At 53.5% G+C, this 26,792-nt stretch carries 30 protein-coding genes; 14 read left to right on the plus strand and 16 right to left on the minus strand.

Annotated elements, in window-relative coordinates:
* Positions 1-104: 104 nt before the first annotated feature.
* A complete protein-coding gene (gene punR, locus PGQ95_RS10270; protein ID WP_430917970.1) occupies positions 105-1,016 on the plus strand; it encodes a DNA-binding transcriptional activator PunR in 912 nt (303 codons plus the stop codon).
* 19 nt (positions 1,017-1,035) lie between these two features.
* Here punR and purR read toward each other — a convergent pair whose 3' ends face one another.
* Positions 1,036-2,061 carry an HTH-type transcriptional repressor PurR gene (purR, locus tag PGQ95_RS10275; protein WP_015366884.1) on the minus strand — a complete coding sequence of 342 codons (1,026 nt, stop codon included), beginning with the start codon at positions 2,059-2,061 and terminating at the stop codon, positions 1,036-1,038.
* A 295-nt stretch (positions 2,062-2,356) separates the two neighbouring features.
* On the opposite strand from purR, the gene PGQ95_RS10280 reads away from it, so the two are divergent.
* Together PGQ95_RS10280 and PGQ95_RS10285 are read left to right on the plus strand one after the other, a co-directional pair.
* Positions 2,357-2,446: a YnhF family membrane protein gene (locus tag PGQ95_RS10280; RefSeq protein WP_032705726.1), complete on the plus strand. Its 90-nt coding sequence runs from the start codon at positions 2,357-2,359 to the stop codon at positions 2,444-2,446.
* A gap of 159 nt (positions 2,447-2,605) precedes the next feature.
* The gene (locus PGQ95_RS10285; protein ID WP_087858469.1) at positions 2,606-3,772 is read left to right on the plus strand and encodes an MFS transporter; all 1,167 of its coding nucleotides are present in this window, start codon (positions 2,606-2,608) and stop codon (positions 3,770-3,772) included.
* A gap of 49 nt (positions 3,773-3,821) precedes the next feature.
* Here the strand turns inward: PGQ95_RS10285 and sodB are convergent, their stop codons facing one another.
* The gene (gene sodB / locus PGQ95_RS10290; RefSeq protein WP_045373530.1) at positions 3,822-4,403 is read right to left on the minus strand and encodes a superoxide dismutase [Fe]; all 582 of its coding nucleotides are present in this window, start codon (positions 4,401-4,403) and stop codon (positions 3,822-3,824) included.
* Positions 4,404-4,881: 478 nt separating this feature from the next.
* Here sodB and PGQ95_RS10295 point away from each other — a divergent pair, with 478 nt between their 5' ends.
* On the plus strand, positions 4,882-5,337 hold the full coding sequence (locus PGQ95_RS10295) for a helix-turn-helix domain-containing protein (RefSeq protein WP_087858470.1): 456 nt from the start codon (positions 4,882-4,884) through the stop codon (positions 5,335-5,337).
* Here PGQ95_RS10295 and PGQ95_RS10300 read toward each other — a convergent pair.
* Positions 5,334-6,209, minus strand: coding sequence for a C40 family peptidase (locus tag PGQ95_RS10300; protein ID WP_430917973.1), 876 nt, complete (start codon positions 6,207-6,209; stop codon positions 5,334-5,336). The two genes, PGQ95_RS10295 and PGQ95_RS10300, sit on opposite strands and share 4 nt — an antisense overlap.
* A 339-nt stretch (positions 6,210-6,548) precedes the next feature.
* Between PGQ95_RS10300 and PGQ95_RS10305 the strand changes: the two genes are divergently transcribed.
* Entirely contained in the window at positions 6,549-6,896 is a 348-nt protein-coding gene (locus tag PGQ95_RS10305) for a Grx4 family monothiol glutaredoxin (protein ID WP_045392486.1), read from the plus strand.
* Between the two features lie 52 nt (positions 6,897-6,948).
* Here PGQ95_RS10305 and rnt read toward each other — a convergent pair whose 3' ends face one another.
* From rnt to PGQ95_RS10325, 4 genes are all read right to left on the minus strand, one after another.
* Positions 6,949-7,593, minus strand: coding sequence for a ribonuclease T (gene rnt / locus PGQ95_RS10310; RefSeq protein ID WP_047040933.1), 645 nt, complete (start codon positions 7,591-7,593; stop codon positions 6,949-6,951).
* A 104-nt stretch (positions 7,594-7,697) separates the two neighbouring features.
* On the minus strand, positions 7,698-8,105 hold the full coding sequence (gloA, locus tag PGQ95_RS10315) for a lactoylglutathione lyase (RefSeq protein ID WP_045373539.1): 408 nt from the start codon (positions 8,103-8,105) through the stop codon (positions 7,698-7,700).
* Positions 8,106-8,184: 79 nt separating this feature from the next.
* Positions 8,185-9,282 (minus strand): alkene reductase, encoded by a 1,098-nt coding sequence (locus PGQ95_RS10320; protein WP_015366875.1) that lies wholly within the window; start codon positions 9,280-9,282, stop codon positions 8,185-8,187.
* Positions 9,283-9,335: 53 nt separating this feature from the next.
* Positions 9,336-9,935 (minus strand): TetR/AcrR family transcriptional regulator, encoded by a 600-nt coding sequence (locus tag PGQ95_RS10325; RefSeq protein WP_045392477.1) that lies wholly within the window; start codon positions 9,933-9,935, stop codon positions 9,336-9,338.
* A gap of 137 nt (positions 9,936-10,072) precedes the next feature.
* Between PGQ95_RS10325 and PGQ95_RS10330 the strand changes: the two genes are divergently transcribed.
* From PGQ95_RS10330 to sodC, 3 genes are all read left to right on the plus strand, one after another.
* Complete coding sequence (locus tag PGQ95_RS10330) at positions 10,073-10,312, plus strand: DUF1289 domain-containing protein (protein WP_087858472.1); 240 nt, start codon at positions 10,073-10,075, stop codon at positions 10,310-10,312.
* Between the two features lie 48 nt (positions 10,313-10,360).
* Positions 10,361-11,257 (plus strand): aldo/keto reductase, encoded by an 897-nt coding sequence (locus PGQ95_RS10335; RefSeq protein ID WP_430917975.1) that lies wholly within the window; start codon positions 10,361-10,363, stop codon positions 11,255-11,257.
* Between the two features lie 70 nt (positions 11,258-11,327).
* Positions 11,328-11,849: a superoxide dismutase [Cu-Zn] SodC gene (gene sodC, locus PGQ95_RS10340; protein ID WP_113374668.1), complete on the plus strand. Its 522-nt coding sequence runs from the start codon at positions 11,328-11,330 to the stop codon at positions 11,847-11,849.
* On the opposite strand, the gene PGQ95_RS10345 is transcribed toward sodC, so the two are convergent.
* Genes PGQ95_RS10345 through PGQ95_RS10355 form a run of 3 tightly spaced genes read right to left on the minus strand, consistent with a single transcriptional unit; the run spans position 11,842 to position 15,009 of the window.
* Complete coding sequence (locus tag PGQ95_RS10345; protein ID WP_430917977.1) at positions 11,842-13,866, minus strand: FUSC family protein; 2,025 nt, start codon at positions 13,864-13,866, stop codon at positions 11,842-11,844. The two genes, sodC and PGQ95_RS10345, sit on opposite strands and share 8 nt — an antisense overlap.
* On the minus strand, positions 13,866-14,762 hold the full coding sequence (locus PGQ95_RS10350) for an efflux RND transporter periplasmic adaptor subunit (protein WP_087858476.1): 897 nt from the start codon (positions 14,760-14,762) through the stop codon (positions 13,866-13,868). Before PGQ95_RS10350 ends, PGQ95_RS10345 begins: the two co-directional genes overlap by 1 nt.
* Before the next feature lie 10 nt (positions 14,763-14,772).
* Positions 14,773-15,009 carry a DUF1656 domain-containing protein gene (locus PGQ95_RS10355; RefSeq protein WP_015366868.1) on the minus strand — a complete coding sequence of 79 codons (237 nt, stop codon included), beginning with the start codon at positions 15,007-15,009 and terminating at the stop codon, positions 14,773-14,775.
* 172 nt (positions 15,010-15,181) lie between these two features.
* Between PGQ95_RS10355 and slyA the strand changes: the two genes are divergently transcribed.
* Positions 15,182-15,622, plus strand: a complete 441-nt coding sequence (gene slyA, locus PGQ95_RS10360) for a transcriptional regulator SlyA (RefSeq protein WP_087858477.1) — start codon at positions 15,182-15,184, stop codon at positions 15,620-15,622.
* Positions 15,623-15,659: 37 nt separating this feature from the next.
* On the opposite strand, the gene PGQ95_RS10365 is transcribed toward slyA, so the two are convergent.
* Positions 15,660-17,015, minus strand: coding sequence for a sensor domain-containing diguanylate cyclase (locus PGQ95_RS10365; RefSeq protein ID WP_113374670.1), 1,356 nt, complete (start codon positions 17,013-17,015; stop codon positions 15,660-15,662).
* 219 nt (positions 17,016-17,234) lie between these two features.
* Complete coding sequence (gene slyB / locus PGQ95_RS10370) at positions 17,235-17,702, minus strand: outer membrane lipoprotein SlyB (protein WP_045392464.1); 468 nt, start codon at positions 17,700-17,702, stop codon at positions 17,235-17,237.
* A 263-nt stretch (positions 17,703-17,965) separates the two neighbouring features.
* On the opposite strand from slyB, the gene anmK reads away from it, so the two are divergent.
* From anmK to pdxY, 5 genes are all read left to right on the plus strand, one after another.
* A complete protein-coding gene (gene anmK, locus PGQ95_RS10375; protein WP_087858479.1) occupies positions 17,966-19,090 on the plus strand; it encodes an anhydro-N-acetylmuramic acid kinase in 1,125 nt (374 codons plus the stop codon).
* Positions 19,091-19,181: 91 nt separating this feature from the next.
* Positions 19,182-19,505 (plus strand): C-type lysozyme inhibitor, encoded by a 324-nt coding sequence (gene mliC / locus PGQ95_RS10380; protein WP_087858480.1) that lies wholly within the window; start codon positions 19,182-19,184, stop codon positions 19,503-19,505.
* 57 nt (positions 19,506-19,562) lie between these two features.
* Complete coding sequence (gene pdxH, locus PGQ95_RS10385; protein WP_032706215.1) at positions 19,563-20,219, plus strand: pyridoxamine 5'-phosphate oxidase; 657 nt, start codon at positions 19,563-19,565, stop codon at positions 20,217-20,219.
* 125 nt (positions 20,220-20,344) lie between these two features.
* Positions 20,345-21,619, plus strand: coding sequence for a tyrosine--tRNA ligase (tyrS, locus tag PGQ95_RS10390; protein ID WP_045392458.1), 1,275 nt, complete (start codon positions 20,345-20,347; stop codon positions 21,617-21,619).
* A gap of 61 nt (positions 21,620-21,680) precedes the next feature.
* Entirely contained in the window at positions 21,681-22,541 is an 861-nt protein-coding gene (gene pdxY / locus PGQ95_RS10395) for a pyridoxal kinase PdxY (RefSeq protein ID WP_087858481.1), read from the plus strand.
* 37 nt (positions 22,542-22,578) lie between these two features.
* Here pdxY and gstA read toward each other — a convergent pair whose 3' ends face one another.
* The 4 genes from gstA to PGQ95_RS10415 all read right to left on the minus strand — a co-directional run bounded on the left by gstA (position 22,579) and on the right by PGQ95_RS10415 (position 26,790).
* Entirely contained in the window at positions 22,579-23,184 is a 606-nt protein-coding gene (gene gstA / locus PGQ95_RS10400; RefSeq protein WP_087858482.1) for a glutathione transferase GstA, read from the minus strand.
* Positions 23,185-23,292: 108 nt separating this feature from the next.
* Complete coding sequence (gene dtpA / locus PGQ95_RS10405; RefSeq protein ID WP_087858483.1) at positions 23,293-24,798, minus strand: dipeptide/tripeptide permease DtpA; 1,506 nt, start codon at positions 24,796-24,798, stop codon at positions 23,293-23,295.
* A 656-nt stretch (positions 24,799-25,454) separates the two neighbouring features.
* On the minus strand, positions 25,455-26,090 hold the full coding sequence (gene nth, locus PGQ95_RS10410; RefSeq protein ID WP_113374672.1) for an endonuclease III: 636 nt from the start codon (positions 26,088-26,090) through the stop codon (positions 25,455-25,457).
* Between the two features lies 1 nt (position 26,091).
* Positions 26,092-26,790 (minus strand): electron transport complex subunit E, encoded by a 699-nt coding sequence (locus tag PGQ95_RS10415; RefSeq protein WP_087858486.1) that lies wholly within the window; start codon positions 26,788-26,790, stop codon positions 26,092-26,094.
* Between the last annotated feature and the right edge of the window lie 2 nt (positions 26,791-26,792).

A 26,792-nucleotide genomic window follows, 5' to 3' on the forward strand; every position in this document is an offset into this window, starting at 1 on the left:
CTTTCTACTGATGCAGGTACGATGCCGCAGAGTGTAGGGAGTGTAATCCACCTTGTGAAACGCTATTATTTGTCACATGCATTCAAAAATTTTGCAGGCAGAATATGTGGTCTGAATATTCCTTAGAAGTGGTTGATGCTGTAGCGCGTAACGGAAGTTTCAGCGCCGCGGCGCAGGAGTTGCACCGCGTACCTTCGGCGGTGAGCTATACGGTGCGACAACTGGAGGAGTGGCTTGCGGTTCCGCTGTTTGAACGCCGCCACCGTGATGTTGAACTAACCCCCGCCGGGCACTGGTTTTTGCAGGAAGGGCGTTCTGTTATCAAAAAAATGCAGATCACCCGCCAGCAGTGCCAGCAGATTGCTAACGGCTGGCGTGGTCAGTTGTCCATCGCGGTGGACGATATCGTTAAACCCGCGCGTATGCGCCAGATGATCGTTGATTTTTATCGCCATTTTAGCGATGTCGAACTGATCGTTTTTCAGGAAGTTTTCAACGGCGTCTGGGATGCGTTAGCCGATGGGCGGGTAGAATTAGCTATCGGCGCGACGCGTTCGATTCCGGTGGGCGGGCGTTACGCTTTCCGCGATATGGGGATGCTGAACTGGCACTGTGTCGTTGCCAGTAGCCATCCGCTGGCGCAGATGGATGGGCTGCTCAGCGATGATGTGTTGCGCAACTGGCCGTCCCTGGTGCGCGAAGATACCTCGCGCTCGTTGCCGAAGCGCACAACCTGGCTGCTGGATAACCAGAAGCGGGTGGTGGTGCCGGACTGGGAATCTTCAGCCACCTGTCTTTCTGCGGGATTATGCGTCGGGATGGTGCCCGGCCATTTCGCCCGCCCGCATATCGATAGCGGGGAGTGGACGGCCTTGACGTTGGAAAACCCATTCCCGGATGCTGCCTGCTGCCTGACCTGGCAACAAAGCGATGCTTCACCCGCTTTAAGCTGGCTGCTTGACTATCTTGGCGACAGCGAAACGTTGAATCGGGAGTGGCTGCGGGCGCCGGAATAACCGGCGCCGGAGGAGGGCGTTAGCGGCGATAATCGACGAACGGGCCGTCGGCTACCGAGCGGCGCTCGATAAGACGTGGATGCACCTCGATGGACTGCGACTCTTCACGTTTATTAACGATACGATCGAGCAGCATATTGAATGCCGCTTCCCCGAGCGAGTCCTTCGGCTGGTGAATGGTGGTCAGCGCCGGGCTGAAGTAGCGGGCGTTACGCACGTTATCATACCCGATCAGCGAAATGTCCTGCGGCACGCGCAGGCCCATTTCGTCGGCGGCGCAGATAGCGCCCATCGCCATGATGTCGCCGCCGCAGAACACGGCGGTTGGGCGATGCTGCTGATTAAGGATCTGCTGCATGGCGCGGTAGCCGGATTCCGGTTCAAAGTCGCCCTGCACAATCCAGTTTTCCGGCACATTGATATGCGCTTCTTTCATTGCCTGCATGAAGCCTGCCAGGCGTCCGGCGCCGGTGTTGCGTTCAAGCGGGCCCGGAATAACGCCAATTTCGCGATGGCCGCGTTCAATCAGGTAACGGCCGGCGATATAGCCGCCTTCAAAGGCATTATCGATAACCGAGTCGGTAAAGTCCGCCTTGGCTTCGCCCCAGTCCATCACCACCATCGGAATATGACGATACTCTTCCAGCATGCTGAGTACGGACTCCGGGTACTCGGAACACATCACCAGCAGGCCGTCGACGCGCTTTTGCGCCATCATAGACAAGTAGGCGCGCTGTTTTTCCGGATCGTTCCAGGCGTTGCCCAGAATCAGGGTATAGCCTTTCTGGAAGCAGCTCTTTTCTACGGATTCGATAATTTCAGCGAAATAGGCCGCTTCGCTGCTGGTGGCCAGCAAACCGATCGATTTAGTGTGATTGACTTTCAGGCTGCGAGCCACGGCGCTTGGCGAATAGTGGAGTTCTTTAATTGCCGCCCACACCGCATTGCGCGTCTCTTCCGCCACGAAACGGGTTTTGTTAATCACATGTGATACAGTTGTAGTGGAAACGTTTGCGCGTTTCGCTACATCTTTAATAGTTGCCATTACTTCTCACTCCAGACCTTGACCTGATCGTCTGATTATCGATACGTAAACGTTTGCCTATACACACCCTGTATACAATGCTCAACATTGCAACACCTGGGAAAACGACACAGAACGACAGGAAGGGGTCAATGGCCGATACGCTTTCAAATTAGCGTGGGATTTTGTCCTATCTCGCGGCAAAGGGGAAGAGCAAAAATGTGCATCACTCTAAATCCGGGAAGATTTTTGCATATTTTTGTGCAAAAATGAGCAAGCTCACTTTCTATGTGGGGATAATCAGGGGAGAAAATTGATGGACACAAATTTAAAGTTTTCGCTGACAACGACGGTTATTGTTTTGGGTCTGATCGTCGCCGCCGCGTTGACCGCGGTACTGCACTGATTCCAGCAGGGAGGGGGCTTCCCCTCCCATCCCGCCATTATTAGCAAATCTGCAAAAATCTTTTGTCATTTCGTTTACTTCTGTTTTTCTGTGATTGATGTCATGCTTTTGGCTTCTGATGTAATGCCGAGTCCTGAATCGGCCTGATGGAGTCTCTGAATGAAAATCAACTTTCCCTTACTCGCGTTGGCGATCGGTGCCTTTGGTATCGGTACCACCGAGTTTTCCCCGATGGGACTACTGCCGGTTATCGCCAAAGGCGTAGATGTTTCTATTCCGGCCGCGGGGATGCTGATTAGCGCCTATGCCATTGGCGTGATGGTCGGCGCGCCGTTAATGACGTTACTGCTGTCGCATCGCGCTCGCCGCAATGCATTGATCTTCCTGATGGGGATCTTCACCCTCGGCAACGTGCTCTCTTCAATTGCGCCGGATTACACGACGCTACTGCTGTCGCGTATTATCACCAGCCTCAATCATGGCGCGTTCTTCGGCCTCGGCTCGGTCGTTGCCGCAAGCGTGGTGCCAAAACACAAACAGGCCAGTGCGGTCGCGACCATGTTTATGGGGCTGACCATTGCCAATATCGGCGGCGTACCGGCGGCTACCTGGCTTGGCGAAACCATCGGCTGGCGAATGTCTTTCCTCGCCACGGCGGGTCTGGGATTAATTGCGATGGTCAGCCTGTGGTTCTCCCTGCCGAAGGGTAGCGCCGGCGAGCGTCCGAACGTGAAGCGCGAGCTGTCGGTGTTGATGCGTCCTCAGGTACTCTCCGCGCTGTTGACCACCGTGCTGGGCGCCGGGGCGATGTTCACGCTGTATACCTACATTTCTCCGGTACTGCATACCATTACCAATGCTTCACCGCTGTTTGTTACCGCCATGCTGGTATTAATCGGCGTTGGTTTCTCACTTGGCAACTATCTGGGCGGTAAATTTGCCGACCGTTCAGTCTCCGGAACGTTGAAAGGGTTCCTGTTGTTACTGATTGCCATCATGTTGGCCATTCCGCTGCTGGCGCAATCACAGTTGGGTGCTGCCGTCAGCATGGTCGTGTGGGGCGCGGCAACCTTCGCGGTGGTTCCGCCGCTGCAGATGCGCGTAATGCGCGTGGCGCACGAAGCGCCGGGTCTGTCATCGTCGGTGAATATTGGCGCTTTTAACCTCGGTAACGCGTTGGGTGCGGCGGCGGGCGGCGCGGTGATTTCCGGCGGTCTCGGTTATGCTTTTGTGCCGGTGATGGGGGCGATTATTGCCGGGCTGGCGTTGGCGGTAGTGCTGTTTGGCGGGCGTTCTCAACCAGAAGAAGCGTTAGCGAATCACTAAGTTGTACTAAGAAAAAACCGCAGCGGGGCAAGCCTGCTGCGGTTTTGTTTTATGCTGCCAGGTTGGCGGCAACAAATTTCCAGTTTACCAACGCCCAGAAGTGTTCCAGATAATTAGGACGGGCATTGCGGTAGTCGATGTAGTAGGCGTGTTCCCAGACATCAACGGTCAGCAGCGGCGTCGCATCGGTAGTCAGCGGAGTGCCGGCGTTGCTGGTGGAGACGATAGCCAGGCTGCCGTCTGCGTTTTTAACAAGCCAGGTCCAGCCTGCGCCGAAGTTTTTCGCCGCGGCATCGGTGAATTTCGCTTTAAAATCAGCGAAGCTACCGAAAGATTTGCTAATCGCTGCGGCCAGTTCGCCTTCCGGCTCACCGCCGGCGTTCGGCGCCAGGCAGTTCCAGTAGAAAGTGTGGTTCCAGACCTGCGCTGCGTTATTGAAGACGCCACCTTCAGAAGAGCGAACGATCTCTTCCAGAGATTTGCCTTCAAAAGCGGTGCCTTTGATCAGGTTGTTGAGGTTGGTCACATAGGCCTGGTGATGCTTACCGTAATGGTATTCCAGGGTTTCTGCGGAAATGTGCGGCGCCAGGGCGTCTTTTGCATATGGTAATGCAGGTAATTCGAACGACATTGCTACTCTCCTTATAACTTTTTGTTTTTTCTCACATTAATTAGGTGAAAGTTCACCTGAATACAGTATTTACTGTGTAACGCTGTCGCGAGTGTTACATGTTATTGTGTTGAGAATGTTAACATTTGCTGAAGTCAGTTAAAAGACTTACAACAACAAAGGTTATTCATTGCTAACGCGACTGATTAAGCCTTCGCCAGTCTGGCGCATGACGAGCGATATGATTCGCAAAGTCCCCATCGACGCTCCTGCATACGACTAAAACGCTGCATATCCTCACCGCTTGTTATCTTTTTAAAATGCGATAAATCATTAGCTTGTTAGCATTATGCGTAATAGGAATGACTTTCATGCCCAATAATCATTGGGATCTATTTTAATTGTATGACAAATATAATTGTCTCTGCAGGCAACGGACCTCGGCGTAAGAAATCGTTATTGAACAAGCATAAAGCTCATAATTGATGGATGAAAAGAGATGGCGCACAAACATGAAATGGTCAGCGGACATATTATCCCGATCGTCATAGATATTATCGAATGGATCGAAGACAACATTTTTACCGCGCTCCCCGTTACCGCGATCTCGAGGAAATCGGGTTATTCGCACTGGTACTTTCAGCGCCAGTTTGCGCTGATTACCGGTTATACGCTGGGAACGTATGTTAGCCGACGCAAAATGACTATTGCCGCCGGTATTCTCAAACAGACGAAGGATTCGGCGTTGAGTATCTCATTGCTGCTCGGTTTTGAAGGCCAGGCGACATTCTGCCGTACTTTCCGTCGTCATTTTGGTATGTCGCCGACCAGTTATCGCCGCCACCCCGCGCAACTGGAGGAGCGAATGCAGTATCCGCTGAATCTGGAAGAGGGGGGGGATGTACAGAAGAGCGGTTTGCCGGCGCAGCGGCAAACCGAGGCCAGCGTCTCTTAACGAATGGTTTTTGGCGTCATTACGCGGCGCGCGCCGACGTAGTGGCGAACCCAATAATCTTCGCTTAAGGAGGTTATCTGAATATCACGACCGGTACGCGGCGACTGGATAAACTTACCGTTTCCAACGTAAACGCCTACGTGGTCGGCGGTGCCGCGTCCACGGGTACGGAAGAAGACCAGGTCGCCGCTTTGCAGTTCATCGCGGTCAACCGGGCGGGCATCGCGCAGGTGGTACATTTCGTTAGCGGTGCGCGGAATATGAATTTTTACCAGATCTTTATAGGCGTAATAAACCAGCCCGCTGCAGTCGAAACCGGTACGCGGTGAGGAGCCTCCCCAGCGATAAGGCTTGCCCAGCTGATCCATGAGTTTATTCATTGCGGTACTTTGCGCTTTTTGCACGCGGGCTTTGTGTGCGTCGGCAATCGTCAGATTCGGCTCGTCGACAACGGGCTTACAGCGTTTTTTGTAGCCTTTACGCACTACGCATTTGCTTTTCACGCTGTTCAACGCCAGCGTCGATGCTTCGCCGGATTTTACCGTTTTTGCACACTGTTTTTTATAACCTTTGCGCAACACGCATTTTTTGGTGGCGCCGGCGGCTTGACGATTAAGCGCGGTTTGGCTTGCTGCGGTAGTGCGGGTAGGGAGCTTAGAGCTGGAGGTTTTTTTACGGGTAGTTTTAGCGGTGGATTTGGATTTATTCTGTGCCGCTTTCTTCTTACGCTCGGCGGTGGAGCCTTTTACCGGATGCGCCTTCGGCGTAGCCGAAGCGTGCGTATGCCCTGAAGCATGCGCCAATGGCGTAAGCGAGATAGATGTAAACAGTAATGCACAGAGCGATATCGCGATTTTATTGAGCCGCGCCACTGAGCAATCCCCTGATTAAATTACAGACATATACTAATGCCTGACGGTGAATGACAAACCGGAATGATTCTAAAGCATAAAAAGCCAGAAAGTTAATACTCTTTTGTATCTAAAATGTCGTTTGGTTAACGATTGCAAACAAATAAGTCAGAGAATCGCCGCTGCGTACAAAAAATGCGCAACCCGCCCCGCACTGACGTCACAAAGTGATATTTTTAAGGCAACTTCAGACGACAGAAGATAAAATGTGGCGAGTGAAAAAAATGTTATTATCGGTCCTGCGTCCAGGACGCTACAATGACAAATTACTGCCGTAAAGATGTTTAAGGAAGCACGACAATGAGCACCACTTTAGAAACAATCCAACGTCAAATCGCTGAAAACCCGATCCTGCTGTATATGAAAGGTTCTCCGAAGCTGCCGAGCTGCGGTTTCTCCGCTCAGGCTGTACAGGCGCTTTCCGCTTGCGGCGAACGTTTTGCCTACGTAGACATCCTGCAGAATCCGGATATCCGCGCTGAATTACCGAAATACGCTAACTGGCCGACCTTCCCGCAGCTGTGGGTTGACGGCGAACTGGTTGGCGGTTGCGACATCATCATCGAAATGTATCAGCGCGGCGAACTGCAGCAGCTGATCAAAGAAACGGCAGCCAAGCACAGCGCTGACGAGCCGAAAGCAGAGTAATTCTTTGCAGCAAAGAAAAAGCGACTTCCCCGGAAGTCGCTTTTTTTATCGCTTATGCTTCAAGCGCAGGTAAGGGCCAACCGCCAAGGCGCTTCCAGCGGTTGACGATTTCGCAGAATAGCTGGGCGGTTTGCTCGGTATCATACAACGCAGAATGAGCCTTGCTGCCATCAAACTCCATTCCCGCGGCAATGCAGGCTTTAGACAATACCGTTTGCCCTAAGGCCAACCCGCTCAGCGCGGCGGTATCGAAGGTCACGAAAGGATGGAACGGGTTGCGTTTCAACCCGGCGCGCTCGGCGGCGGCCATCGTAAAGCTATGATCGAAAGTCGCATTATGCGCCACCATAATCGCGCGGCTACAATCGCTCTCTTTCATCCCTTTGCGGACCATTTTAAAAATGGCGTGCAGCGCATCGTATTCGCTTATCGCGCCGCGCTCAGGATCGTTTGGGTTAATTCCATTGAAAGCCAGCGCTTCCGGCTGCAGGTTGGCCCCTTCGAAGGGAGCCACGTGAAAATGCAGCGTTTCGTCCGGCATCAGCCAGCCCTGCTCATCCATCTTCAACGTAATAGCGGCGATCTCCAGCAGGGCGTCGGTTTTGGCATTAAACCCGGCGGTCTCAACATCAATCACCACTGGGTAAAAACCGCGAAAACGGCCGCACAGACCATTAAGTTGAGCGTTCTCGGACATCAGATTCTCTTAGCTGGAAAAAAGTAGCGCGCATTATGGCAAATTTTGCCGCGGCTTGCAGCAGGTAGGGATAAAACATCGGGCGCGAACGCGCCCGAATTAGCTTAGTTGCCGAGACCTTTTCCGGCATCTTTCTCTTCGATCAGCTCAATTTTGTAGCCGTCCGGATCTTCAACAAAGGCGATAACCGTGCTGCCGCCTTTCACCGGGCCGGCCTCGCGAGTGACGTTGCCGCCGTTCTGGCGAATACGTTCGCAGGCTTCCGCCGCGTTGTCGACGCTCAGCGCAATATGGCCATAGGCGGTACCGAGCTCGTAGCTATCCACGCCCCAGTTATAGGTCAGTTCGATAACCGCGGTATCGCTCTCTTCGCCGTAGCCGACGAAAGCCAGCGAGTATTTATATTCAGGGTTTTCGCTGGTACGCAGCAGCTTCATGCCCAGCACGTTGGTATAAAACTCGATAGAACGTTGCAGGTCGCCAACGCGCAGCATGGTGTGAAGTAAGCGCATAATTTCCCCTATGCAGTTTGTTTTGATACATCAGAGTCTTGAGTATAGCGGCGTTGGTACGCCGCTATCAATGGAGGGATTACAGGGTTGGATAATCGGTATAACCTTCCGCGCCGCCGCCGTAGAAGCTTTCCGGGCGCTGCGGGTTTAGCGCCGCTTTCTTCTGCAGACGGGCCACCAGATCCGGGTTGGCGATGTAATCGCGGCCAAAGGCCACGGCATCGATCAGCCCTTTATTAATAAGGTCGTTGGCTTTCTCCACCGTATAGGCGCCAGCGCCGATAATCGCGCCAGGGAAACGATCGCGGACTTTCTGACGGAATTCGTCGCTATACGGCTGGCCGCCGGCCCAGTCTGGTTCGGACATGTGCAGATAAGCGATACCGCGTTTTGCCAGTTGCTCAATAAGATAGAGCGCATCGGCTTCTTCGTTCGGGCCGTTATCGACGTTCTGGAAACTACCGATTGGCGACACGCGGATACCGATACGGTCGGCGCTCCATTCTTTGCTGACGGCATCGACCACTTCGAGCACCAGGCGGGCGCGGTTCTCAACGCTGCCGCCGTACTGGTCGGTACGCTGGTTAGAAGAAGGCGACAGGAACTGGTGCAGCAGATAACCGTGCGCGGAGTGCAGCTCTACCAGATCGAATCCGACATCACGGGCATTGCCTACCGCCTGACGGAAATCATCAACGATGCCTGGGATTTCGTCCGTTTCCAGCGCGCGCGGCATTGACGTATCAACGCGAATCGCATGGCCGTTTTCATCACGCAGCGAAGTACGCGTGCCTGCGCTCAGTGCCGATGGCGCGACCGGCGCTGCGCCGCCCGGTTGCAGGCTGTTATGGGAAATCCGCCCGGTGTGCCACAGTTGCACGGCGATATGACCGTTTTCAGCATGAACGCCAGCGGTGATTTTTTGCCATGCGGCCATTTGCTCTGCGCTATGCAGGCCCGGCGCGCCGGCATAACCTTTCGCCTGGGCGGAAATTTGCGTCGCTTCGGTGATAATCAGGCCGGAGCTGGCGCGCTGACGATAGTACTCAGCCATCAGCGGAGTAGGGATGTCGCCAGGTTCGATGCTGCGCAGACGGGTCAGCGGAGCCATAAATACGCGGTTAGGTACGGTCACCGCACCGACTTTTAACGGGCTGAACAATTTAGATTCTGACATAATGACTCCTGAGTAGACCGGTCGTCTTGTAACTGGTTAAATAAAAACGCCTGTTAAACCGCAGGCGCTGCAATGATCTGTTTGGCGTGAGCAAGGGCGCTTTCCAGCGGCGTTGCGCTACGCGTAATTTTGGCCTGTAGATTGGCCCCCAACCACAACGAGTACAGCACCTGTGAAAGGGTGATAGCTTCCCCCTCAAACAGCAGGCTACCCTCCAGACGGCCTTTTTCCAGTGCTTCGCCCAATAGGGCGATAATCTGACTGGCGCCTTTATCCATGGCGGTACGCATATCTTCCGACAGGTCGCACACTTCCGCCGACAGCTTCACGGTTAAGCAGCCGCTGATAATGCCCTGTTGGCAAAACTGATTCAGCGTGTGCTGATAGTAGGCCAGCAGTCGGTCGCGGTAGTTGCCTTCGCCATGGTCGAAGTGGTCAACCAGGCGCTGCAGATAGCCGGTGTAGTGATGTTCAAGCAACGCGACGCCGAAGGCTTCTTTTGAGCGAAAGTAATGATAGAAAGAGCCTTTCGGCACTTCCGCCGTTTTCAGAAGTTCACTTAAGCCCATTCCGGTAAAACCACGATGCATGCATAGTTGTTCGCCGGTGACGAGGATGTGTTCTCGGGTATCGCATTCGCTGTGTCTGTTCATGCGGCACACTGTAGTAGACCGATTGGTCTAATGCAAGCAAAATGATCATTCTGCGAGGATAACAAACGAACAAAAGTTGCACGCGAGCGGCAGAGCGTCTTCAATGAGAAGCAGAGAGAACAAACAGGAGATCGGTTGTGGCAGAGCAGCTTGAGTTTTTCCCGGTACAAAGTCCGTGTCGGGGAATATGTCAGTCCGATGAACGCGGGTATTGCCGTGGCTGTTTTCGTAGCCGTGATGAGCGCTTCAACTGGCAAAAACTGAGCGATGCGCAAAAACAAGAGGTTCTGCGCCTGTGCCGTCAGCGATTACTGCGTAAAATTCGAGCGGCTAAGCCGGAGCCGGCGGAAGAACCGCAGCAACCCTCACTGTTTTGAAGATAAATATGCGTATACTCAGAGCACTTTTTTGTCGAGGAAGCGTTTATGGTTCAGCGTATTGCTATGGCTCCGCAGGGGCCGGAATTTTCACGTTTTGTTATGGGTTACTGGCGGCTAATGGACTGGAATATGTCCGCCGAGGCGCTGGTCGGCTTTATTGAGCAGCACCTGGATCTGGGAATTACTACCGTCGACCACGCCGATATCTACGGCGATTATCAATGCGAATCTGCCTTTGGCGAAGCGCTAAAGCGCGCCCCGCACCTGCGTAACCGTATGGAAATCGTCAGCAAATGCGGTATTGCGACCAAGGCGCGCGCGGAAAATACTATTGGCCACTATATTACTGACCGCGACCATATCATTCTCAGCGCCGAGCAATCCCTGCGTAATCTGGCGACCGATCATCTCGATTTACTGCTGATTCACCGCCCGGATCCGCTGATGGATGCCGATGAGGTCGCTGAGGCTTTCCTCGCGTTACATCATAGTGGGAAAGTGCGACACTTTGGGGTATCTAACTTTACGCCGGCGCAGTTTACGCTTTTACAATCGCGCCTGCCTTTCACCCTGGCCACTAACCAGGTCGAGCTCTCGCCGGTACATCAGCCGCTGCTGCTGGACGGCACCCTCGATCAACTCCAGCAGTTGCGCATTCGCCCGATGGCCTGGTCCTGCCTCGGCGGCGGACGCCTGTTCAACGACGAAAGCTTCCAGCCGCTGCGCGACGAGCTGGCGCAAATTGCCCAGGAGCTCAACGCAGAAAGCATTGAGCAGGTGGTTTACGCCTGGGTGTTGCGCCTGCCGTCGAAACCGCTGCCGATTATTGGCTCGGGGAAAATCGAGCGCGTGCGCTCGGCGATTGTGGCGGAAAAACTGCATATGACGCGCCAGCAGTGGTTCCGCATTCGTAAAGCGGCGCTGGGTTACGACGTCCCGTAAGCCAGATTACGCCTCCGGATGCCGTTACCTGGTTTACACTTATCAGGGATACGGCTAATCCGGAGGTGTTATGCAACGATGTTTACTCGCTATTTTCACTCTCGCATTTTGCGCTGGCGCTCAGGCCGCCAGTGAAGATGTCACCCTCAATCTTGTCACCAGCCAAAGCGTTGGCCAGGCCGTCGGCAGCGTTAAAATTACTGAAACCGACAGGGGACTCGAATTTGCTCCTGATTTACGCGCGTTACCGCCGGGTAAACACGGTTTTCATATTCATGCTGAAGGGAGCTGCCAGCCGGCGATAAAAGACGGTAAAGCGGTCGCCGCCGGCGCGGCGGGCGGGCATTTCGACCCGCAACATACCGGCAAACATGAAGGGCCATTAGGGGCGGGGCATCTCGGCGATCTCCCTCTGCTGGTGGTGAACGACGATGGCGTGGCTAATCAACCGGTTATTGCCCCGCGCCTGAAAACGCTCGCGGAAGTGAAGGGCAAAGCGCTGATGGTGCATGTCGGCGGCGATAATATGGCCGATAGCCCGCAGCCGCTGGGCGGCGGCGGCGAGCGTTTTGCCTGCGGGGTGATTAAGTAGCCCGTTCGGTAATGGTGCCGGCAATCGGCGCTTGTTCTAATTGCGATAGCGAGCAGTATAACCGCCAGATAATCGCCGCCAGCTCTTTAGCCGCCGGCTGATGATGGTGATTAAGGGTGTCGCAAATCCGCTGCAGTTCCAGCAACGTCGAGGCAAGTGGGCGTTGCTGGACGCCGCGTTCGCTCATGACGTCGCGTAGCAGGCTAATACACAAGTCGCGCACTTGTGAAAGCGGATCGGAGCGTGTCTCCCAATCACGTAGTTGCCACACGACATGCGAGCAGTTGAGCAGCACCACGCCCCAGCGCAGCAGCCAACGTCGCGCCAGCGCGTCCTGGCTGCTGCTCAACTGGCTAATGTGGTGATACACCAGTGACTCAAATTCGTGTTCGCTGTGCTGCGGGCGGCGGCTCAGCTGATCGACGAAGTGACGCCGTAACGCACGAATATGGCGGCGGCTTTTCCGCGCATCCGAACCGGGACTGATAATCGCAAAGGCAAGCCATGCAAGACCGACGCCGATGATTTTGCTGAGATTATCATTAAGAAACGAGGCGAAGTCATAGACCGGAGGGTTGGTGACCGAAATAAACGATCCCATAAAGACGATTAACTGCCCCCATAGCCCTGCGAACTTCGGCATTTGAAGTTTCAATAATTGCATGGTGGTGAGCAGCGGGAACAGAAACAGTAAAAACTGCCACAGGTCGGTTATCTGCACCATTAAGCCAAACTTCACCACAAAGCTGAACAGCGACAACAGCACCAGGGTACGCATCAATAAGGTGAGCGATTTAAAAGGCGAAGGCGACACCGAGTACAGTACGCAGCTAATGGCGGCAAGGGTGAGCGCGGCGGCGCAGGCCTGCCATTGGGTGCTGATGCCCCAGGCACCCACGGCCACCAACGCGCAGAAGGTACGCAAGCCGTTCCATAACGCCTCCGCCTGATCGGTATGACGCGACAACGCAGGCGCCGAAGGGACGTTAAACTCGGTGATAGCGCTGGCATTCTCGATGCGGCGGATCCAGCGGCTGCTTTCGAGATAGATACGGCAGAAATAGCGCAGCCGTTTCCAGAACGCCAGATGGCGATAGTCGGCGTTGGGGCCAGGAGCAAGCGGCACCAGTATCCGCGCCACGCTATAAGCAGTCGCGTGCGGGTTGGCGAGCTCGCTGAGTAGCGTTTCGAGCACCGCCCGCGTATTACCTGGCGCATCCGGCCAGTTCAATAACATTCGCCGCAGGCTGGAGATGACGCTGGTCATTCGCAACTGCTGGTGTAGCAGATAATTCAGCAAGGGATTTTGCCGTCTGAAACGGTAGTGGCTCCAGAAGGCCTGGATACGCAGCAGATTCATGGTCAGGATCTGGCCGATGACGCTTTCATGAGCGCTACGAATCGCATCGGTGGTTTCCGGCACCCACAGCAGGCTGGCATGCTCTAATAATCGGGAGTGCATATTCTTCAGTGCCGTCAGCAGCGTGACGCCATCCGAGGTACTGGGCAGGATCATCATCATGAACCCGCCGGACAATATCCCCACAATCACTTCACAGACACGCGACTGAGCGATAGTCCACAGTTCATTCGCGTCGGTAACATTAATAACCGGGAAGGCGATAATGGCGCAGGTATAGCCTGCCAGCTGAAAGGCGTAGGCGACGTTATTGGTAAACATCGCACAGGCCCAGGTACAGAGCGCAATCCAGGCTGAGATACTGAATAGGAATAGCCAGGGGTCATTAAGGGTATGGCCGGCCAGTAGCAGGGCGGCACAGGCGCCGAGCAGGCTGCCGGCGATACGTCCAAAGCTCTTACTGATAACGCCGCCGACGGTCGGGAAGCTGACTACCGCGGCCGAGGTCATCGCCCAGTAAGGCTCATCAAGGTCCAACGCATAGGCGATGCTGAGCGCCAGACACATGGCAATGCCGTTGCGCAATGCGTAGCGCCATTGCGGGCGACTGGCCTTAAACCACGGCAGTGATTGCCAGCGCAAAGGCTGCAGCTTCATTATTGTCCGCCAATTGACACGGTACAGGTGGTACCTGAAACCAACGTGACATCCGCAGGGAGTTTATCGAACTCGATACGTACCGGTACGCGTTGCGCAAGGCGTACCCATGGAATGTTGGGTTTAATATTAGCGACCAGCGCCGAACCGCCTTCAACGCTCTGGTCAACGATGGCGCGGCCGATACTGGAGACGTGACCCTGTAACGTTTGTTTGCTGCTATAGAGAACGACCTGAGCGCTATCACCTTCGCGGATGTGCCGCAGTTTGGTCTCTTCAAAATAACCCAGAACATAAAAAGAATGACTATCAACCAACGCAAATACCGGATGGCCGACGGAGGCGTAATCCCCGACTCGCGTTGACAAATTAGTGATCCAGCCATCAACCGGGGCTTTGACCACGGTTTGCGCCAGCTGCCACTGCGCATGCTCCAGCGCGGCTTGCGCTACGCCAACCACCGCTTTTGCCGCTTCATAAGTCGTATTGGCGGTATTCAGAGTGGTATTAACGGTTTCCATATCTTCAGCAGATATGAAGTTTTGCGAAAGACTGCGGCGACGAGCGACATCGCTGGCGGCTTTAGTCTGCTCGGCTTTGGCTTTAGCCAGTTCGGCTTTGGCTTTTGCCAGCTGCGCTTGTGCGTTTAATACCGAGATGCGATACGGCGTATCGTCAATACGGAACAAAACGTCGCCGGCTTTGACCAATTGGTTATCTTTAACATTCAACTGCAAAATACTGCCGGAAATCTGCGGGGTGATACCGACCTGTTCGGCGCGAATTTTGCCATCGCGCGTCCACGGAGACTGGGTGTAGTAGTTCCATACCAGCCAGGCGGCGATAATCGCAATAGCGGCAATAATTAAGGTTGAGAGATATTTTAGTTTCTTCATGAAATGAGCATCACAGGAGAGTCAGGAGAACCAGCGCCAGGCAAACGGCCAGCGCAAACAGGGAAAGGTCCATCAGCAGGGGATGCCAGATTTCGCCGGCATACATCCAGTCGCGTAGCTGACGATGAACGATTAACCAGATAAAGAAACCAAGCACGACGGCTTTAAATAACGGGGGAAAATAGATAGAAGCGCCGAACACCAGGTCCTGTAGCGACAATCCGGGAGTGTTAAGACTCAGTTTCACAAGCAAAAATCCTTTGCCGTTGCAGGGATAATGTTCTTGGTGATGAATTAGTTCACATTGTAAATCATTGTCTTGAATTTAGTGAATCAAGTAATTCATTTGTTTTGGTAATTTAAATGCTGCACACTATTCTAAAAGCAGTATAATAACTTAGCAAGCTAATTATAAGGAGATGAAATTGGAATCGCCACTTGGTTCTGATCTGGCACGTTTGGTACGCGTTTGGCGCGCGCTGATCGACCATCGCCTGAAACCTCTGGAGTTAACGCAGACGCACTGGGTCACGCTGCATAACATTCATCAGCTACCTCCTGAGCAGTCGCAAATCCAGCTGGCCAAGGCCATTGGTATCGAACAGCCCTCTTTGGTGCGCACGCTGGATCAACTGGAGGAGAAAGGGCTCATTTCTCGCCAGACTTGTGCAAACGATCGCCGGGCGAAACGTATTAAGTTAACGGAAAAGGCTGAACCGCTGATCAATGAAATGGAAGCGGTGATTGGCAAAACGCGTGATGAAATCCTTGCGGGTGTCTCAAAGCAGGAAGTCGAAACGCTACTCAACTTAATCCGTAAACTTGAAAACAATATCCTCGATCTTCAGGCAAAAGACTAGCCGGGAAAAGGGCTTTGCGTTCGCAAAGCCCTTTCTATTATTCCTGCCAGACCACCACGCGGTCGCGGCCACCGTTTTTCGCCGCGTACATAGCCGTATCCGCGCGCTTGACGCACTCCTCAGCCCCAATGCTTGAGCTTGTAACGGTGTAAACACCCATGCTAATGGTCATTCGTTCCGGCAGCGATGTCTGTCCGGCGCTGACCATCTGACGAATTCGCTCGGCTATCGCCAGCGCATCATCAGCGTGGGTATTTACCAGCAGCAGGGCGAACTCTTCGCCGCCGATGCGCGCGGCAATATCATCATGGCGCACGTGCGTCCGTAATACGTCGGCGGCAAACTGAATCACCTTGTCACCCTGAACATGACCGTAGTTGTCGTTGATACGCTTAAAGTGGTCGAGATCGCTGACGATAACCGACAGCGGTTGTGTTGCTGAAACTTGCGGCAGCAGACCGTTGAGCGTGTCGTAAAAGTAGCTGCGGTTGTACAGTCTGGTCAGCGGATCGCGGATAGAGTTCTGATATGAATTGATGTATTTGTTGTTAGAGTCGCGATAGAGAAGAAAAACGTCGCTTAACAGGACGAACAGCATAAATAAGGTACTTAAGGTTTCGAACAGGCGTGCCTGATTCCATGCGATGATATGTTGGCTATTTGTCGCTGTGAGTAATACGTTTAGCGTAAACAAATAGGCGGCGCAGAAAAATGCCCCGCTGTACCAGAATATATTTCTTAGCCGGGTGAGAGTAACCAATAATACCAATGTCACTACCCAGACTAAAAAAAGCAACCAGCCCATCCAGTTATGCCATAACGGAGTAAAAGTGCTGGTGAGATCGTCGATGAAATCGATGCTTAATAATGGACTATTACTGGAATGTAGCCACGACAAAATAAGAGTGATAGCACTAAAAAGAAAACACCCCGTCAGTACTATAGTATGTGCGCCGGACGCTTGATTAAGATACTGACGAAAACGGTATATAACAATAGCGGTGATGAACAACACCGCCATCAGGATATTACGGAATGAATAAAAGATCAGTGCGTCATTTTGTTTAACAATATATTCGCTGTTGTACAATAGCCAGCCGGGATAGCTGCTCAGGGTACCCAGCATCAGCAGGGCGGAGCTGGCAAAGGCGATGGCGATAGGCATTAGATACAGGCGGTTTTTATCACACCAATATTTCATGCTCATGAAACAGGCAATAGTAATATGAAAAATCATTAATATTATTGTCAACAAAGGAAAAAGTGGTGATGAAGTCGTAGGAATACGATTAACGACTGAATGAGATAGTAAATCAATCGTAATAATTGCCAGGCTGCAGGCAAAGATATAAGCAAATAAGCGGTGCGATAACCGGTTTAAATTCAGAGGCACAGGCAAACTCCCGCGATAAAAGGGCGGATAAAAACGACGTGCTGGTCGCTAAATGAAAAACATCTTCAGGCTAACGAATTAATCAACGGGAAATATTGCGCAAACGCAAGTTGCTGTGCAGAAACATCAATAATATTGATATATGTATGATGAATGTTTTGGTGATAAATAATGAATCTGGAGAATTAATGCGGCCAATTAAGGCCGCATTAGGGAGGCTTAACGCGGGGAAACCGTCACTTGACTACCGCTGCCGGCAATGGCTACGCGCTGGCCGACGGAGAACGGGGTGCTGCCCTGTTTCTGAACCACCATGATGGTATTACCGTCATCTTTGCGGATCTCCAGCTCAACGCCCTGCGTTTTGTTCATCGCGCCCTGTACGCCCTGACCGGCTACGCCGCCGGCAACCGCGCCTGCAGCAGTTGCAAGAGAACGACCGGTACCGCCGCCGATGGTATTACCAAGGAAGCCGCCGAGTACCGCGCCGCCAATCGCGCCGATAGCATTGCTGTCATCGCCGCTTTGGATCTGGACCGCACGGGTATGTACGATGGTACCGTAGGTCACGCTTTGCACCTGCTTGGCTTCTGATGCTGTGTAAACATCGCCGGATAGACCGCTGCTGCTGACGCAACCCGCCAGGGTTAAGCCAATCATCGAGACAGCCAAAACACGTAAAATCATTTATGAATCTCCTGTGTACCAAAATGTTCCAGTGAACTTCCATGTGGTCAATTATATGGCATTTAAGCGTTCGCTGGCATAGCTTCCTTATGGACTGTTTAAAAATAATAAGGTTCGCTTTAACGACGGATAAACGTAAGTACTTTACATAACAAATTGTCGCGGCAGAACTATTGTTAAAAAGTATTAGTGCGCCATAGCATTGCACGCTGCTTTATGATGCACTGATGGCACTGCAAAAGTCATGGAATGAGGGTAGGCGTATGAAATCAGGTCGTTTTATTGGCGTAATGTCTGGCACCAGCCTTGATGGCGTTGATGTTGTTCTGGCGGCAATAAATGAAAACATGGTGGCGCAGCAGGCGAGCCTCTCGTACCCCATCCCGGTCAATCTGAAAGAAGATATTTTAGCGATTTGCCAGGGGCAACAGCTGACCTTGTCGCAACTGGGGCGACTCGATACCCGTTTGGGACGGCTTTTTTCGGATGCAGTATTAGCGCTGATGCGCCAGCAAAATCTTCAGCCTGAGGATGTTGTCGCTATTGGTTGCCATGGCCAGACGGTGTGGCATGAACCGACCGGCGATGCGCCGCACACGATGCAAATAGGCGATAACAATCAGATCGCAGCGCATACCGGCGTGACCGTGGTGGGGGATTTCCGCCGCCGCGATATGGCGCTTGGCGGCCAGGGCGCGCCACTGGTTCCGGCTTTCCACCAGGCGCTGCTGGCGCACCCGGTTGAAAGACGTATGGTGCTTAACATCGGCGGCATAGCCAACCTTTCCTTGCTGGTTCCAGGGCAGCCGGTACGCGGTTACGACACCGGACCGGGAAATATGTTGATGGACGCCTGGATTTGGCGCCAGTGCGGTAAACCCTACGATAAAGACGCGCAATGGGCCAGTGAAGGCAAAGTATTGCTACCGCTGCTGCAGGATATGCTAAGCGACCCGTGGTTTGCGTTACCCGCGCCGAAGAGCACCGGTCGAGAGTATTTCAATTATGGTTGGCTGGAAAAACATCTGGCGCGTTACGCTAATCTGCGAGGGCAGGATGTTCAGGCCACGCTGACTGAACTGACGGCGGTGACCATCAGTGAGCAGGTTTTGTTAAGCGGCGGCTGCGAGCGTTTGTTAGTTTGCGGCGGCGGGGCGCGTAATCCGCTGTTGATGGCGCGTCTGGCGGCGCTGCTGCCAGGAACGGAAGTCACGACCACCGATGATGCCGGTATCAGCGGTGACGATATGGAAGCGTTGGCTTTTGCGTGGCTGGCATGGCGTACGCTTGCCGGCCTGCCGGGTAATCTTCCTTCCGTCACCGGCGCCAGCGAAGCGACCATTCTTGGCGCCATTTATCCCGCGAATCGAGCGCAGAATCAGAGTTAACTGAAGTCGCTATTTTTTATTTACCGGTAAACTGGACGAAATTCCGGGAGGGCGGTTTGCCCTCCTGACCGGGAAAGTCGAAGGCATACTCATGAAAAAATTTCTTATTGCGGTAGTTCCTTTTATGCTGGCGGGGTGTAGCTATTACAACCAATTCGTTGAACGGATGCAGACCGACACCCTTGAATATCAGTGCGATCAAAAACCGCTGACCGTCCATCTGAACAACGCTCGTCAGCAGGTGAGCTTTATCTATGATAATCAGCAACTCAATCTGACCCAGGGGCTCTCGGCTTCCGGTTCTCGTTACACTGATGGCGTTTATGTCTTCTGGTCGAAGGGCGACAGCGCCACCGTGTATAAGCGCGACCGCGCCGTACTGGACAACTGCCAGTTACAAACCGCCAAACGTTGAGATTTCCGTAGCGGGGGCGCACAATAACGCCACCCTATGACAACGATCTCAATGGTTATGTCTGATAACGACGAATTGCAGCAAATCGCGCATCTGCGCCGTGAATATACCCGTGGCGGCCTTCGTCGCCACGATCTTCCCGCTGAACCCCTGACGTTATTTGAACGTTGGTTGCGTCAGGCCTGCGACGCTAAGCTCGCCGACCCGACGGCGATGGTAGTCGCGACCGTTGATGAAAACGGCCAGCCCTATCAACGCATCGTATTGTTAAAACACTATGATGAAAAAGGGCTGGTGTTTTATACCAACCTGGGCAGCCGTAAGGCGCACCAGATCGAAAAAAATCCCCATATCAGCCTGCTGTTTCCCTGGCATATGCTGGAGCGCCAGGTGATGGTAATAGGCCAGGCAGAACGTCTGTCGACGCTGGAAGTGGTTAAGTATTTCCACAGCCGACCGCGCGATAGCCAGATTGGCGCCTGGGTCTCCCAACAGTCCAGCCGTATCTCCGCTCGTGGGATCCTGGAAAGTAAATTCCTCGAGCTTAAACAGAAATTCCAGCAAGGCGAAGTGCCGTTGCCAAGTTTCTGGGGCGGTTTCCGCGTTAGCATCGAACAAATGGAGTTCTGGCAGGGCGGTGAACATCGTCTGCACGACCGCTTTTTATACCAGCGGCAAAATGATGGCTGGCAAATCGACCGTCTGGCGCCATAAAGGACGCAAAATGTTGTTTTAAGCGCTGGTGCTACGTGCTCCGGCGCTTTATTCTATGTACCTTTCGCGTCTGGCGAAAAGTCGTGTACCGGCAAAGGTGCAGTCGTTTATACATGGAGAATTTGATGGCAAGCAGTAACTTGATTAAACAATTGCAAGAGCGGGGGCTGGTAGCCCAGGTGACGGACGAGGAAGCGTTAGCAGAGCGACTGGCGCAAGGCCCGATCGCGCTCTATTGCGGCTTCGATCCTACCGCTGACAGCTTGCACTTGGGGCATCTTGTTCCATTGTTATGCCTGAAACGCTTCCAGCAGGCAGGCCATAAGCCTGTGGCGCTGGTCGGCGGCGCGACCGGTCTGATTGGCGACCCGAGCTTTAAAGCCGCTGAGCGTAAACTCAATACCGAAGATACCGTGCAGCAGTGGGTGGATAAAATCCGTAAACAGGTTGCGCCATTCCTCGATTTCAACTGCGGCGACAACTCGGCGATTGCCGCGAATAACTACGACTGGTTCGGCGGCATGAACGTGCTGACCTTCCTGCGTGATATCGGCAAGCACTTCTCTGTGAACCAGATGATCAACAAAGAAGCGGTGAAGCAGCGTCTGAACCGTGACGATCAGGGGATCTCTTTCACCGAGTTTTCCTATAACCTGCTGCAGGGTTATGACTTTGCCTGCCTGAATAAACTGCACGGCGTGGCGCTGCAAATCGGCGGCTCCGATCAGTGGGGCAACATCACTTCAGGTATCGACCTGACTCGTCGTTTGCACCAGAATCAGGTCTTTGGTTTGACCGTTCCCCTGATCACCAAGGCCGACGGCACCAAGTTCGGTAAAACAGAAGGCGGCGCGGTATGGCTGGATCCGAAGAAAACCAGTCCGTACAAATTCTACCAGTTCTGGATTAACACCGCCGACGCAGACGTTTATCGCTTCCTGAAGTTCTTCACCTTCATGGACATTGCCGAGATCAATGCGCTGGAAGAAGAAGATAAAAACAGCGGTAAAGCGCCGCGCGCGCAGTACGTGCTGGCAGAGCAGGTGACGCGTCTGGTCCACGGCGAAGAAGGCCTGGAAGCGGCTAAGCGCATTACCGAAAGCCTGTTTAACGGTAATCTGAGCGACCTGAGCGAAGCAGATTTCGAACAGCTGGCGCAGGATGGCGTGCCGATGATCGAAATGGAAAAAGGCGCCGATCTCCTGCAGGCGCTGGTGGATTCCGAGCTGCAGCCGTCCCGCGGTCAGGCGCGTAAAACCGTAGCCTCTAACGCGGTGACCATTAACGGTGAAAAACAGTCCGATCCGGAATATGTATTCAGTGATAGCGACCGCCTGTTCGGCCGCTACACCTTACTGCGTCGCGGTAAGAAGAATTACTGCCTGGTCTGCTGGAAATAAAAAATAAAACCAGGGCGTGGGAAACCACGCCCTTTTTTCTTTTTAGGGTTGTGGTAAGAAAATGAAGAACATCCTCGCCATTCAGTCTCACGTTGTGTTTGGCCATGCGGGCAACAGCGCCGCTGAATTTCCGATGCGCCGCCTCGGCGCCAACGTCTGGCCCCTCAATACCGTTCAGTTCTCCAACCATACGCAGTACGGCAAATGGACCGGCTGCGTCATGCCGCCTTCGCATCTGACCGAAATCGTGCAGGGGATTGCCGATATCGATAAGCTGCAGAGCTGCGATGCGGTACTGAGCGGCTATCTTGGCTCCGCCGAGCAGGGCGAACATATTCTCGGCATCGTGCGTCAGGTTAAAGCGGCGAATCCGGCAGCGAAATATTTTTGCGACCCGGTGATGGGCCACCCGGAAAAAGGCTGTATTGTCGCCCCCGGGGTGGCTGAATTCCACGTACGCTATGCGCTGCCGGCCAGTGATATCATCGCGCCGAATCTTGTCGAATTGGAGATCCTGTGCGGCCATCCGGTAGCCAACGTTGACGAAGCCGTTAGCGCGGCGCGTGAGCTGATAGCACTAGGGCCGCAGGTGGTGCTGGTGAAGCATCTGGCGCGGGCCGGTATGAGTATGGATCGCTTTGAGATGTTGCTGGTGACAGCGGATGAGGCCTGGCATATCAGCCGCCCGCTGGTCGATTTTGGCAGCCGTCAGCCGGTCGGCGTGGGCGATGTGACTAGCGGCCTGCTGCTGGTTAAGCTACTGCAGGGCGCCAGCCTGCGCGATGCCCTTGAGCACGTTACTGCGGCAGTGTATGAAATCATGCTGGCCACCAAAAATATGCACGAGTATGAATTGCAGGTGGTGGCGGCGCAGGACCGCATTGCCAAACCGGAGCATTACTTCAGCGCTACGCAGCTGTAAGCGCGATGGCATGCCCGCAAGCGGGCATGCCAATGGTTTACTTCAGACCTTCCGCCGACAGCGCCGCCGCAACGGACGGCCGCGCCGCGACGTGCGCCATCCAGGCGCCAATATTAGCGTACGCTTCCATATTCAGTTTCACTGCATAGCCCCAGCGCAGGACCGTAAACAGGTAGCCATCGGCGATGGTGAAGCGATGCCCATTCAACCACTGTTTATCCTGCAGCGACTCATCGACATACTGCAGCTTTTTCTCCAGCAGCGCGCGCACCGTCGGCTTGTAGTCTTCCGGGGTGTCCGGGCGGAACAGCGGGGTAAAGCCTTTATGTAATTCGGTGGCGACGTAATTCAGCCATTCCAGCGTCTGATAGCGGGCAATGGTGCCCACTGGGGCCAGCAGCTGACGGTCAGGTACGCGGTCGGCAATGTACTGCATGATGGCCACGCCCTCGGTCAGCAGCATGTCGTCGTCAAGCAGCAGCGCGGGAACCTGACCCTTAGGGTTAATCAGCAGGTAGTCATCGCCGTTTTCGAGGCGTTTCTTCGCCAGGTCGACGCTATCGATGGTAAAGTCGAGGCCGCTTTCGCGCAGGGCGATATGAGAGGCAAGGGAACAGGCGCCGGGCTTGTAGAACAGTTTCATCAGTAACTCCTCGTGGCTGCAGTTTCCTGTATGTTAGTCCCCCGTGGGGCAAAAAAAAAGCCGCTAACAAACGTTAGCGGCCTAAATTTATTGGTTTTCCCGGAGCATTTAAGCGGTTGCGGTTTCGCGCGCTTTGGCGACAGCGTCGTCGTCCAGCGTCATGCGGTTCAGCTTCGGCGCGGTCAGCAGCATCAGGAAAGCGATGACTGCGGTCGCGATACCAATTTGCAGGAACACGTGGCCGTAAACGTTCAGAGAAACCAGCGGGTCGGTGACGTTTTCCGGTACTGCCATCAGGTTAGCTATTTTACCTGCAATGATGGCGGCGCCTGCGGTGGTCAGGAACCAGCTACCCATGATGAAGCCCATCAGACGTTGCGGTACCAGTTGAGCCACCATCGCCAGGCCGAGGCCGGAAATCATCAGTTCACCGATACTCTGCAGCGCGTAGCTGAGGATCAACCAGTTGACGGAGACGATACCGGCATCGCTGGCGAATTTGGTACCCAGCGGCAGCACCAGGAAAGCACCGGAGCACAGTACCATACCGATGGCGAACTTATGCGGCATCGGCAGACGGTCACCCATCTTGTTATAAATCGCCGCCAGAATCGGGCTACCAATCATAATCCAGAACGGGTTCAGCGCCTGATACTGCTCAGGTTCGAACGCGATACCCAGAATCGAGTGCTCAACGTTACGGATCGCGAAGAAGTTCAGCGAGGTTGGCATCTGGCTGTACAGTACGAAGAAGACAATCGCTTCAACCATCAGCAGGAAAGCAACGATCATTTTACGACGCGCCGCGCCCTGCAGCGCCATGGCTTCTTTAGCGAAGATGATAACGATGCCCAGTGCGATGACGCCCAGCGCCATACGTGCGATGCCCTGGTTGTGCAGCAGCCAGGTGGCAATAGCAACCAGAACTACCACGCCGACGATGGTCGCCAGCAGTTTGCCGACATGTACCGGAGCGAAGTCAGGTTTAGAACCGTACTGTTTAACCCACTTCTGGCAGAAGGCGAAGTTAACCACGGTAATCAGCATCCCCACTACGCTCAGCGCGAACGCCACGCTCCAGCCGAACTTCGCCGCCAACCACGGTGTGGCCAGCATAGAGAAGAAGGAACCGATATTGACGGACATGTAGTACATGGTGAATGCACCGTCCAGACGCGGGTCGTTCTTGTCGTAGCAGGTAGAGAGCAGGGAGGACGGGTTGGCTTTAAACAAGCCGTTACCGACGGCGATAGTCGCCATACCCATATAGACGATGGCGGCATCGTGACCGGACCAGGCAACCAGCGCATAGCCGATAGCCAGTACAATCGCGCCAAGCATGATGACGCGTTTGGTGCCAAGTACCTTGTCGCCGAGCCATCCGCCGATAGCGACCAGGCCATAAACCAGTGCACTAAAGGAAGAGAACAGGGTGATAGAATCCGCTTCCGACATACCCAGCTGTTTTACCAGGTAAACGGCCATGATCCCTTGCAGGCCGTAATAACCAAAACGCTCCCATAACTCAATGGAGAAAATGAGATAAAACGCTCTTGGTTGTTTGAAAGCGTTCAAACTCACGCTTTCTGCTGGTTTATTGTTTGCAGTTGACACATATACCTCTTTTTTTACATCCCATATTAACGGGGGCTGTTTGGGGCGCAATCCCGGAGGACCGCCGCCTTTATAGTTATTCTTGGAGGGAAAACGGCAAGTAATGTTCACTATCCTGCCCCATCAGGCAATAGCTTTGTAATACTCTGTTACACATAACTAAGCCACTATAATTAGCCAGTCATACAAATGTTATACAGAGTTAAATTTCACCTTTTTGCTAAACCTGATATTTTAATCTGTGATTGGCCGTCGCCGCGGGGATAAAGGCGATATATTCTGCTTTTTGACCTTGAAGGTAGTGAGATGGCCTATATTCCTAAAAATAAGCAGGCTATTGTCCTGACGTGTAAGGCTCTGATATTGAAATTGCTGGCTTTTTGCAGCATTTTTGCAACAGTAATTTAACGATGAGTTGCGTGGATGATCTTGATCACAAATATATAGAAAATTTTCAACGGTAAAAAACGAATGCGCTGATTGCTGGTTATATAACCGCATAATTATCCATCTAAACGGCAAAAGTATGGAGTGATTATCGGTATGATTGATAAATAATAGAGCCATAACCATAGGTTAAGTTATGGCTCCAGGCGGTCAATGAGGAAAATAGCGGCGGCTGGGGAGAGCGGTCGTATTCAGCAGATATGCAGAACTCAGGACTCTACCTTCTCTTTATACTCGCACAAATCTTCAATCAGGCAGGAACCACAGCGCGGTTTTCGCGCGATACAAGTGTAACGGCCGTGAAGAATAAGCCAGTGGTGGCAGTCAACTTTAAACTCCGCAGGAACCACCTTTAACAACTTTTCTTCGACTTGTTCAACGTTCTTGCCGGGAGCAAATTGTGTCCGATTGCAAACGCGAAAAATATGGGTATCGACGGCAATAGTCGGCCAGCCAAAGGCGGTATTCAGCACGACATTAGCGGTCTTACGCCCGACCCCCGGTAAGGCCTCCAGCGCCGCCCTGTCTTCCGGTACTTCACCGTTATGCTGCTCCAGCAGGATGCGGCAGGTCTTAATGACGTTTTCGGCTTTACTGTTAAAAAGACCAATGGTCTTGATATAGGACTTCACGCCGTCAACGCCAAGTTCCAGCATCGCCGCCGGCGTATTGGCGACCGGATAGAGCTTCGCCGTCGCTTTATTGACGCTCACATCGGTGGCCTGCGCCGACAGCAGCACCGCAATCAGTAACTCGAACGGCGAGGTAAAATTAAGTTCGGTGGTTGGGTGCGGGTCGTTATCCCGCAGCCTGGTCAGGATCTCCAGGCGTTTGGCTTTATTCATCTTACGCTTTCCCTGTCACATCAGTTGGGGCGACGGAGACGGCTTGCGCCGCTTTCGCCTTACGCTGCTTAGTACGCTCATCGATGAGGTATTTTACCGCCAGCATCATACCGAGGCCAATGAAAGCGCCCGGCGGCAGCATCGCCAGCAGGAACGGAGTATCGGTATGGAAAACTTCGATGCGCAGAACTTTCGCCCAACCGCCTAATAAGCTATCGGCGCCATCAAACAACGTGCCATTGCCGATTATTTCGCGCAGCGATCCCAGCACAAACATGGCGCAGGTCGCGCCCATACCAATGGAAAAACCATCAAGCGCCGACAGCGCCGGTCCTTTTTTGGCGGCGAACGCTTCGGCGCGCCCCACCACGATACAGTTGGTGACGATAAGTGGAATGAAGATACCCAACGATTGATACAGGCCGAAAGCGTATGCGTTGATAAGCATTTGTACCACGCTAACTACCGAGGCGATAATCATCACGTAGATCGGAATACGGATCTCCGCTGGCGTCCAACGGCGCAGGCTGGAGATAGTGAGGTTAGTTAGCGTCAGTACCAGCGTGGTCGCCAGACCGAGGCCCAGGGCATTGGTAGCCGTTGAGGTAACCGCAAGCAGGGGACACATACCCAACAGCTGAACCAGCGCCGAGTTATTCTTCCACAACCCTTGAACAATGACGTCTTTTACTTCGCTCATGG

It is taken from the genome of Klebsiella sp. 141240, from assembly GCF_050600805.1.
GTDB classification, from domain to species: Bacteria; Pseudomonadota; Gammaproteobacteria; order Enterobacterales; family Enterobacteriaceae; genus Klebsiella; species Klebsiella aerogenes.

Excerpts from the sequence above, each read along its gene's own strand:
- PGQ95_RS10280 (WP_032705726.1), top strand. The coding sequence starts at position 2,357 with ATGGACACAAATTTAAAGTTTTCGCTGACAACGACGGTTATTGTTTTG.
- PGQ95_RS10325 (WP_045392477.1), bottom strand. The coding sequence starts at position 9,935 with ATGAACAGACACAGCGAATGCGATACCCGAGAACACATCCTCGTCACC.
- sodC (WP_113374668.1), top strand. The coding sequence starts at position 11,328 with ATGCAACGATGTTTACTCGCTATTTTCACTCTCGCATTTTGCGCTGGC.
- gstA (WP_087858482.1), bottom strand. The coding sequence starts at position 23,184 with ATGAAACTGTTCTACAAGCCCGGCGCCTGTTCCCTTGCCTCTCATATC.
- PGQ95_RS10350 (WP_087858476.1), bottom strand. The coding sequence starts at position 14,762 with ATGAAGAAACTAAAATATCTCTCAACCTTAATTATTGCCGCTATTGCG.
- PGQ95_RS10295 (WP_087858470.1), top strand. The coding sequence starts at position 4,882 with ATGGCGCACAAACATGAAATGGTCAGCGGACATATTATCCCGATCGTC.
- PGQ95_RS10320 (WP_015366875.1), bottom strand. The coding sequence starts at position 9,282 with ATGTCAGAATCTAAATTGTTCAGCCCGTTAAAAGTCGGTGCGGTGACC.
- nth (WP_113374672.1), bottom strand. The coding sequence starts at position 26,090 with ATGAATAAAGCCAAACGCCTGGAGATCCTGACCAGGCTGCGGGATAAC.
- tyrS (WP_045392458.1), top strand. The coding sequence starts at position 20,345 with ATGGCAAGCAGTAACTTGATTAAACAATTGCAAGAGCGGGGGCTGGTA.
- gloA (WP_045373539.1), bottom strand. The coding sequence starts at position 8,105 with ATGCGCTTACTTCACACCATGCTGCGCGTTGGCGACCTGCAACGTTCT.
- punR (WP_430917970.1), top strand. The coding sequence starts at position 105 with ATGTGGTCTGAATATTCCTTAGAAGTGGTTGATGCTGTAGCGCGTAAC.
- pdxY (WP_087858481.1), top strand. The coding sequence starts at position 21,681 with ATGAAGAACATCCTCGCCATTCAGTCTCACGTTGTGTTTGGCCATGCG.
- slyB (WP_045392464.1), bottom strand. The coding sequence starts at position 17,702 with ATGATTTTACGTGTTTTGGCTGTCTCGATGATTGGCTTAACCCTGGCG.
- pdxH (WP_032706215.1), top strand. The coding sequence starts at position 19,563 with ATGTCTGATAACGACGAATTGCAGCAAATCGCGCATCTGCGCCGTGAA.
- PGQ95_RS10305 (WP_045392486.1), top strand. The coding sequence starts at position 6,549 with ATGAGCACCACTTTAGAAACAATCCAACGTCAAATCGCTGAAAACCCG.
- PGQ95_RS10285 (WP_087858469.1), top strand. The coding sequence starts at position 2,606 with ATGAAAATCAACTTTCCCTTACTCGCGTTGGCGATCGGTGCCTTTGGT.
- purR (WP_015366884.1), bottom strand. The coding sequence starts at position 2,061 with ATGGCAACTATTAAAGATGTAGCGAAACGCGCAAACGTTTCCACTACA.
- rnt (WP_047040933.1), bottom strand. The coding sequence starts at position 7,593 with ATGTCCGAGAACGCTCAACTTAATGGTCTGTGCGGCCGTTTTCGCGGT.
- PGQ95_RS10345 (WP_430917977.1), bottom strand. The coding sequence starts at position 13,866 with ATGAAGCTGCAGCCTTTGCGCTGGCAATCACTGCCGTGGTTTAAGGCC.
- PGQ95_RS10335 (WP_430917975.1), top strand. The coding sequence starts at position 10,361 with ATGGTTCAGCGTATTGCTATGGCTCCGCAGGGGCCGGAATTTTCACGT.
- mliC (WP_087858480.1), top strand. The coding sequence starts at position 19,182 with ATGAAAAAATTTCTTATTGCGGTAGTTCCTTTTATGCTGGCGGGGTGT.
- anmK (WP_087858479.1), top strand. The coding sequence starts at position 17,966 with ATGAAATCAGGTCGTTTTATTGGCGTAATGTCTGGCACCAGCCTTGAT.
- sodB (WP_045373530.1), bottom strand. The coding sequence starts at position 4,403 with ATGTCGTTCGAATTACCTGCATTACCATATGCAAAAGACGCCCTGGCG.
- slyA (WP_087858477.1), top strand. The coding sequence starts at position 15,182 with ATGAAATTGGAATCGCCACTTGGTTCTGATCTGGCACGTTTGGTACGC.
- PGQ95_RS10415 (WP_087858486.1), bottom strand. The coding sequence starts at position 26,790 with ATGAGCGAAGTAAAAGACGTCATTGTTCAAGGGTTGTGGAAGAATAAC.